Consider the following 6,290-nt stretch of genomic DNA (forward strand, 5'->3'; position numbering starts at 1 on the left):
GTATGCTCCGGCCGTGATCGACGTCCCCGTCGTGCGGCTCGACCCCGAGCTCGACCTGCCCTCCTACGCCCACCTGGCCGACGCCGGGGCCGACCTGGTGGCCCGGGAAGGGCTCGTACTGGCGGCCGGCGGTGGCCGGGGCCTGGTCCCCGTGGGCATCTCCCTGGCCATCCCCGAGGGCTGGGCCGGCTTCGTCCTGCCCCGTAGCGGGCTGGCCCTGCGCCACGGCGTTACCGTCCTCAACGCCCCCGGGCTCATCGACTCGGGCTACCGCGACGAGCTGCGAGTTCTCCTGGTGAACACCGACCCGGCCACGCCCTACGAGGTCCACCGCGGCGACCGGGTCGCCCAACTCGTCGTCCAGCGGGTGGAACAGGCCCGCTTCGTCCGGGTCTACGCCCTGCCCGAATCCGACCGCGGCACCGGCGGGTTCGGCCACACCGGCCGCTGAGGTTGCTAGAGTTGGGGTCGGTTACACGCGGACGTGGCTCAGCTGGTAGAGCACAACCTTGCCAAGGTTGGGGTCGCGGGTTCGAATCCCGTCGTCCGCTCCACAAAAGTGCAGGTCAGAGGCCCTCTCCGGAGGGCCTCTTCTCGTGCCCGAGCCCGTTTACTACATCCGAACTACATCCTTAGCGCGGGGTGAAGTACCATGAAGTGATGGCGGGAAGCATGTACAAGGACAAGTAGGGGGCGTGGATGATCCGGGCCTACGCCGGCCGGGATTCCGCTGACCGGCAGGAAGAGGTGGAAGGCCACGCACCGCTGGGACACTGAGGACGTGAGGCGCGCAGTGGTGATGGCAATGGCAAAGTTGGACGAAGCACTGGACGAAGTCCTATACCGACCAGCGGTCGTCTTCGTCGCGGGCTACGCGACGGACACCTCGTGCGGTAGGACGAGAGGTTAGCGGGCAGCTACCCGTCCACTTGCGGCCCACGCAGACGCGGACACCACAAACGGCGGTTCTGGAAGGAGTTGACGACACCGGTCGGCCAATCGTCCCCGCTCGAGCAGGCCCAAGCCCGCGACATACGAACCGGCTGGGCCAACCCCGAGCTCGAACGGCTCCCACCACTCCTCGAAGCTGGGGTGCTCCACCTCGACGGTCAGCTTCGCTTCTCCGATCGCCTCGACCCCTGCTTCCTTCAGCAACTGCGCGAGATGACCGCGGCGGGTTCCCGGGAGCGAGTTCTCGCCGGGGGCGTCTCGGTCGAGGCCCCTCGCCGCCTCCCAGAACAGGCTGAGCGGGCTCCCTCCCTCATCGAAGTCCCACACACACGCCGCCACAACGCCGCCGGCTTTGACTACACGACTCATCTCACGAAGGCCGGCCACCGGATCGGTCATGAAGTGCACGACGAGCTCAGCGAGCGCCGCGTCGAACGTGCGGGCGGGAAGCGGAAGCCGCTCGGCGGAAGCACGATGCACCTCAACACCCGGATAGCGCTCGCGCACGGCCTCGACGAAGCACGCTGACGGATCGACCGCGACAACCGACGGAGCGCCCAGTCGCTTGACCAGCTCGCTCGTCAGCGAACCGGGGCCACATCCGACATCGACGGCCCTTTGTCCCGGCTCGACTCCGCAGAACGTCGCGAACAGTGACGCGAGCGCGGAGGAGTACCTGCCCATGAACCGGTCGTAGGCATCGGAGGACCTCGAACCCCACGAGTGGCGACATTACGCCGGGACCGCCGCCGTACCGGGTGAGAAGTCTTCGACGGCTAAGACCACCGGTGCCGTGGTGGTCTGGATCGCTTCGGCCGCCACCGAGGTTTCCTTGGCCCGGCCTTCGCCCCCGGCCCCATCACCGTCACCGGCGGCCCCGGGCTCGATGGTCATGAGGGCGGTCACGTCCGCGGCCAGGACCAGCACGATCATCATCCCCAGGGCTCGGCGGACCGACCTCGGGCCTGCCCGGCCCTCGCCTGCTTTACTCCCCGCCAGGCCGCCTCCGCCCATGTGCAGGATTATGTCAAAGGCATTGAGGCGTTGTCCAGGGTCGGCCGCCGGTCGCTGATGGCTCCCGGCTCACACGTCGTCGTGCTCATGGACCTTCAACTACAAGTTCTCAGAAGGGGAAGCGACCGGCCTTCGCCCGGGCCCAGCTAAGTCGGCCGTCGAGGCCCCAGACCAGCCCTGAGGGCACGGCCAGCAGGATGGCCAGCGGGACGTACTCGTGGGGCTGCTCGAACAGCCACCGGTTGGACGAGGCGTAGAGCAGGGCCAGGCCCACCTGCTGGGCCAGGCCGGCCAGGGCCGCGCCCCGGCTGGCCAACCCGACCACCAGCAGGGCGCCGACACCGATTTCGAGGGCGGTGACGAGCCACTGCACGACGTCGAAGTTGTCGAGCAGGAAGCGCACGACCGGCTGTACGCCCGGCACCTGGCTACCCGCTCCTCCGGCCGCCGGGTTCTCCAGGCCCTCGTAGCGCAGGATGAAACCGGTTGCCCCGCGGTCGATGAGGTTGGCCGTGTAGGGCCCGACGGTCACAGTGGTGAAGCCGAACAGCTTGGCCAGCCCGTTGGCCAGGAATATGAGGCCCACGAAGATGCGCAGGACGGCCAGTCCCTGGGCCATCCTCCGAGCCGGGAGGACTGGGGTCTCGTCGGGACCGTGGGTGGCCATCCCCACTGGATAGCAGGACGGGGACGGACCGCGCCCGGGCCCTTTGGTTACGAAACCCGGAACTCCCGGTCCAGGCCGTGCGCCCCGGCCAGGCGCGTGCAACGGTAAGCACCGTGAACGCCCGAGTAGCTCTCGTCGATGCCGACCAGGCCCCGTTGCTCGTCCGCCACCTCTACGAGGGCGGCGACCCGGGGGTCATCGCCCGGGCCCTGGCGACCGTGCCCGAACTGGCGGTGGCCACCCTGCCGTTCGTGGGTGCGGCTCTCGGGCCCGGGGCTCTGCCGGCCGACATCAAGGAGATGGCCATCTTCCGGACCTCGGCCGTCCTCGAGTGCCGGTACTGCGTCGATACCCACACGGTCGTGGCCTGGGACATGGGCTTCACTCCCGCCATGGTGACCGCTCTGCGGGACACACCCCCCGGCCAGCGGCCTCCCGGCTTGGACGAGCGCCAGGCCGCGGCTGTCGCCTGGATCGACGCCCTGGCTGTGGGCCGGGGTACGGTCGACGACCAGACCTGGGCGGCCGTGTCATCCGTACTGGCCGACCACCAGGTCGTGGAGCTGACGGTGACCGTGGGCGCGACCATGTTCCTGAACCGACTGTGCACGTCGCTGGCCCTGCCCACCTCCCCGCAGACCCAGGCTCGGTTGGCGGCCGCCGCGGTGGCCCCATGACCGTCGCCGGTGCCGTCGCCGGTGCCGTCGCCGGTGCCGTCGCCGATGGCCGGCTGCCGGGACGGGTGTGGCTCTACTCGACCTACTCCTGCAACCTGGCCTGCACCTACTGCCTTACCGAGTCGGCCCCCGGGGTGCCCCGGCGGGCGTTGAGCGGCGAACGCATGGTGGGGCTCACCCACGAGGCCGCAGCGCTGGGGTTCACCGAGATGGGGGTGACGGGGGGCGAGCCGTTCCTCAGTCCCGAGCTGCCGACCGTGCTGGCCCGCATGGCCGAGGTCCTGCCCACCGTCGTGCTCACCAACGGCACGCTGTTCACCGACGCCCGACTGGCCACCCTGAGGCCCCTGGCCGGGCTGCCGCTGCGGTTGCAACTGTCGCTCGACAGCGCCGAGCCGGACCGCAACGACGAGGCCCGGGGCCCGGACAACTTCCGCAAGGTGGTCGAGGCCGTACCCCGCCTGGTGGACGCCGGGCTGCGGGTGCGGGTCGCGACCACCGTCGAGGACGGCGGGGACCCCGACGACATGGCTCGCCTGTGCGAGCTTCACCGTTCCCTGGGGGTGCCCGACGAGGACCACGTGGTGCGGCCCGTCGTCCGCCGGGGACGGGCCCGTGCCAACGGCCAGGGCATCGTCGCCGGGACGCCCGAGTTGCCGCCCGAGCTCACGGTCACCGCTGACGGGGCGTTCTGGAGCCCGTTCGGGCCCACCGTGACGGGCGGCGTGCTCGACACCGACCTGCTCGTGACCCGCACTACCGACCCCCTGTCGGTTCCCGCCGAGGCCCTGCTCCGGTTGGTCGAGGCCCGCCCCCCGGGGGCCGATGCCCGCACCGGCATCCGCTGAGCGTGACCCAACGCCGGCCGGTCGGCCGGGCTACAGGGTGGGCCGCTGTCAGTGCCGGCGGCCGACGGCCAACGCCGGCGACCAGGCCCCGGTCGTCGGGCCGGGCGCGACGACCCTGACCTGGTAGGCGAGCTGGCCCTGCTGGAGGGCGAGCAGAAGGTCGCGCCGGGCAGGCTGGTCACCGGCGGGGTCGTCGCCCGCGGCTGCCTCGACCCGTAGCAGCCGGTCGTCCCGACGAGCCAGCTCCCGGGCCGGCCCCTCGGTGGTGACCGCCCGCACCTCGTAACCGACAGCGCGCGGATGGTGGTCCCACGACAGCTCCCACCAGGTCCGCCACGCCACCCGCCCGTTGCTCGATGGCACGAGCTCGTCGCGCAGTACCGCTCGCAGGCCCCGAGGCGGTCCTATGGGTGCCACCCGTCGGCGGCGCGCCCGACGGGCGACCGCCGTGACCACTGCGGCCATTGCCGCGCCCGACGCGCCGATGACCAGTGGCGGGCGCCTCACCACTCGACGGCCCCGACCACGTGGCCGCCGATCATCACCGTCCGAGCAGGAACGGCCGCCCCGTCGGCCAACGTGGTGGCCTGTACGAGGGACCGGGCACCGATCGTCACCCCCGTGCCCGTGTGCGATTGGAACAGCACCGATCCTGCGCCCAGGCGCAGGCCGGGGCCGGTCCGGGTCACGCCGTCGAAGGCCGGCCCGCCGTGAACCAGCGACCGCGGCCCGTAGGTCCCGCGATCGCCGAGGTCGAGGCCCGCATGCTCCAGGGAGTGGAACGTGCTGTGCGTGCCCAGCGACGAGATAGTCCCGACGACGAAGGGCTCGCCCTCGTCGGCCCGCAGCGAGCTGAGGACCACCCGCCGCAGCGAGAGCCCGTCGGCCAGGCGTACGTCGCCGATCACGCGGCCTCGGGCGTTGGGGTCGCGCACCGGCTGGCCGCTGACCGTCGGCAGGTCGCGGCCGGGGTTGAACGGGTTATCTCCGGGGTCGTAGTTGACCCCCCTGACGTTGGAGGGGCTCTCGGCCGCCAGTGCCGCGTAGCCGTGGGCCAGCGCGACGTTCACCTCGATCACACCCTCCATGAAGAGGCGGTCGGCCTCGGTGACGGCTGCCGACTTGTCCATGACCTGGGACTGGGACACCACGTTGCGGCCGGGCATCACCTTGCGCCCGGCCGGGACACGGACGCCCGGGCCCACCCGGGCCAAGTGCAGCACCATGGCGTCGGGTTCGACGGTGGCGCCGTCGACCTCGGCGTTGAAGCCCACGAACGCCGGTTCGTGGGTTGGCCCGGTCCCGCCGATCACAGCCCCGTTCTTCACTGTGCAGCCGTGGGCCAGGGCCACCCGGTCGCCGATCCAGACGGCGCCCCGAAGGGCGTCGACGTCGACGTTGTCCTGTACGTCGCTGTGCGAGCCGACATGGATGTCACGCCCGGGCCCGGCGGCCAGCAGGCGGGCAAAGGGGGCCACGTAGACACCGGGGCCCAGATGGATGTGGTCGTGGCCGTACCGAGTGACCGTCGGGTCGACGAACGACGGGCCGGCGGACAGGCGCCCGGGGCGAGCGACCGTGACCGGGGGTGAGCCGACCGGCGCTGTCGCGGCCATGGCGGACCGCCACCAGCCGCGCCGAGCGGCCACGCCGCCGACGACGAGGAAGGCGATCAGCGAACGGCGCGACAGCCCACCCGTGTGGGCCGAACCCCTCTCGTCGCGCCCCGGCTCCGCCAACTCGCCTCCCGTCGCGGTCGAGGTGAGGTTACCGCCCCCTTCCTGGGGAACGAACCGCGAGCCGCGTTCACAGGCCGACCGTGGGGGCGAAGCGGGCCAGGTAGGACGTGAGGTGGCCGTAGGCGCCCGTAACCAGCAGCGCGCCCAACGCGACCATGGCCAGGCCCCCGGCCCGCTGGACGCGGGGCGCGGCCCGCCGGAGCCGGGCCGCTGCGGACGGGGACGAGGCCAGGCCCAGGGAGACGAGGACGAACGGCACCCCGATGCTGGCCGCGTAGGCGACGAGCAGGAGCACGCCCCGGCCCACTTCGCCCGACACCGCGGCCAGGGTCAGAGCGGCGCCCAATAGGGGCCCCACGCACGGCGTCCAGGCCGCCCCGAAGGCCACCCCCAG

General features: G+C 71.7%; 9 protein-coding genes and 1 tRNA gene. 4 read left to right on the forward strand and 6 right to left on the reverse strand.

What is annotated here, in order from left to right; translation table 11 throughout:
* Positions 1-13 precede the first annotated feature (13 nt).
* Both dut and AB1673_03405 read left to right on the forward strand, forming a co-directional pair.
* Positions 14-451, forward strand: coding sequence for a dUTP diphosphatase (gene dut, locus AB1673_03400; protein MEW6153024.1), 438 nt, complete (start codon positions 14-16; stop codon positions 449-451).
* Positions 452-478: 27 nt separating this feature from the next.
* Positions 479-554 (forward strand) — tRNA-Gly (locus AB1673_03405).
* Positions 555-906: 352 nt separating this feature from the next.
* On the opposite strand, the gene AB1673_03410 is transcribed toward AB1673_03405, so the two are convergent.
* From AB1673_03410 to AB1673_03420, 3 genes are all read right to left on the reverse strand, one after another.
* Complete coding sequence (locus tag AB1673_03410) at positions 907-1,635, reverse strand: class I SAM-dependent methyltransferase (GenBank protein MEW6153025.1); 729 nt, start codon at positions 1,633-1,635, stop codon at positions 907-909.
* A 48-nt stretch (positions 1,636-1,683) separates the two neighbouring features.
* On the reverse strand, positions 1,684-1,965 hold the full coding sequence (locus AB1673_03415) for a hypothetical protein (protein ID MEW6153026.1): 282 nt from the start codon (positions 1,963-1,965) through the stop codon (positions 1,684-1,686).
* Positions 1,966-2,074: 109 nt separating this feature from the next.
* Positions 2,075-2,632 carry a DoxX family membrane protein gene (locus AB1673_03420; protein ID MEW6153027.1) on the reverse strand — a complete coding sequence of 186 codons (558 nt, stop codon included), beginning with the start codon at positions 2,630-2,632 and terminating at the stop codon, positions 2,075-2,077.
* Positions 2,633-2,745: 113 nt separating this feature from the next.
* Here AB1673_03420 and AB1673_03425 point away from each other — a divergent pair, with 113 nt between their 5' ends.
* Positions 2,746-3,309, forward strand: coding sequence for a carboxymuconolactone decarboxylase family protein (locus AB1673_03425; protein ID MEW6153028.1), 564 nt, complete (start codon positions 2,746-2,748; stop codon positions 3,307-3,309).
* On the forward strand, positions 3,306-4,157 hold the full coding sequence (locus tag AB1673_03430; GenBank protein MEW6153029.1) for a radical SAM protein: 852 nt from the start codon (positions 3,306-3,308) through the stop codon (positions 4,155-4,157). The genes AB1673_03425 and AB1673_03430 overlap by 4 nt, the downstream gene beginning before the upstream one ends.
* Positions 4,158-4,205: 48 nt before the next feature.
* Here AB1673_03430 and AB1673_03435 read toward each other — a convergent pair whose 3' ends face one another.
* The 3 genes from AB1673_03435 to AB1673_03445 form a co-directional block, all read right to left on the reverse strand.
* On the reverse strand, positions 4,206-4,664 hold the full coding sequence (locus AB1673_03435) for a hypothetical protein (GenBank protein MEW6153030.1): 459 nt from the start codon (positions 4,662-4,664) through the stop codon (positions 4,206-4,208).
* Positions 4,661-5,896 carry an acetyltransferase gene (locus AB1673_03440; protein MEW6153031.1) on the reverse strand — a complete coding sequence of 412 codons (1,236 nt, stop codon included), beginning with the start codon at positions 5,894-5,896 and terminating at the stop codon, positions 4,661-4,663. Before AB1673_03440 ends, AB1673_03435 begins: the two co-directional genes overlap by 4 nt.
* A gap of 67 nt (positions 5,897-5,963) precedes the next feature.
* Positions 5,964-6,290: cytochrome c biogenesis protein CcdA (locus AB1673_03445; protein MEW6153032.1), on the reverse strand; the 327-nt coding region annotated here is incomplete at its 5' end.

The sequence above is a fragment of the Actinomycetota bacterium genome (assembly GCA_040754375.1).
Classification (GTDB): domain Bacteria; phylum Actinomycetota; class Acidimicrobiia; order Acidimicrobiales; family AC-14; genus JBFMCT01.

Coding starts and splice junctions, on each gene's coding strand:
- AB1673_03420 (MEW6153027.1), bottom strand. CDS start 2,632: ATGGCCACCCACGGTCCCGACGAGACCCCAGTCCTCCCGGCTCGGAGG.
- AB1673_03415 (MEW6153026.1), bottom strand. CDS start 1,965: ATGGGCGGAGGCGGCCTGGCGGGGAGTAAAGCAGGCGAGGGCCGGGCA.
- AB1673_03430 (MEW6153029.1), top strand. CDS start 3,306: ATGACCGTCGCCGGTGCCGTCGCCGGTGCCGTCGCCGGTGCCGTCGCC.
- AB1673_03410 (MEW6153025.1), bottom strand. CDS start 1,635: ATGGGCAGGTACTCCTCCGCGCTCGCGTCACTGTTCGCGACGTTCTGC.